The sequence below is a fragment of the Streptomyces sp. P5F9 genome, from assembly GCF_057961495.1.
In genome coordinates this window covers 1-780 of the sequence record NZ_JBXVPZ010001011.1, presented here as the reverse complement: position 1 = coordinate 780, position 780 = coordinate 1, and the positions used below count along the sequence as shown (strand labels likewise).

Genomic DNA, 780 nt, shown 5'->3' with positions numbered 1-780 from the left:
GGGTGCCGATGAGGAGGGCCTCGCGCGGGGTGGCGAGCACGGTCTCGATGCGTTCGTCGGCGTCGCCGAAGTGGATGCCGCGCGCGTTGAGGTAGCCGTAGAAGGAGGAGTCGGGCTCGAAGTCGGTGTCCAGGTGCGGGACCCGGGCGACGGAGACGTAGGTGCTTTCGAGCCCGACCCGCTCGTCGTCGGCGAGCAGGACGCGCTCCAGATGCCAGACGGGTTCGCCGCGGGTCAGCCCGGTCTCGGCGGCGAGCGCGTCGGTGCAGGGGAAGCGGTCGAGCGTGACGAGGCTGCGGCCCGGGGTGCGCCCCTGCCGCCGTACGCCCTCGGTGTAGCTGGCCAGGGACAGCGGCTGCTCCAGCTTGGGACCCGCGACGACCGTGCCGCGGCCCTGCCGGCGCAGCCTGCCCTCCAGCACGAGTTCGCGCAGCGCCTGCCGCACGGTCTCGCGGGCGACCTCGTACCGCTCGGAGAGGTCGCGCTCGGTCGGGATCAGGCCGCCCTCCCCCAACTCGTCGACGAGCACGGCGATTTGAGCCTTGACCGCGTAGTACTTGGGGATGCGGCCGTGCTCCGGGATGCCGGAGCGGACGGGGGCGCCGGGGGCCTGGTCGTTCGGGTAGTCCACGCGTAGATCGTCGCAGAGGTGGCGGCCCGCGTTACCGGCGCCTCCGGGCCAGCAGCAGAGCGCCGCTGGTGACGAGGAGGACGGACACGGCGGCGAGGACGAGGTGTTCGGGGCCGATTCCGGTGCTGGCGAGCTCGTCGGTGAACGAC

General features: G+C 72.8%; 2 protein-coding genes. Both read right to left on the bottom strand.

The genetic code is table 11. The features are described from left to right. On the bottom strand, nucleotides 1-631 hold a 631-nt coding region (locus AC31A1_RS52140; protein WP_489660031.1), incomplete at its 3' end, for a GntR family transcriptional regulator. Between the two features lie 31 nt (nucleotides 632-662). After that, nucleotides 663-780, bottom strand: a 118-nt coding sequence (locus AC31A1_RS52135; protein ID WP_489660032.1) for an LPXTG cell wall anchor domain-containing protein, incomplete at its 5' end; no start/stop codon positions are given.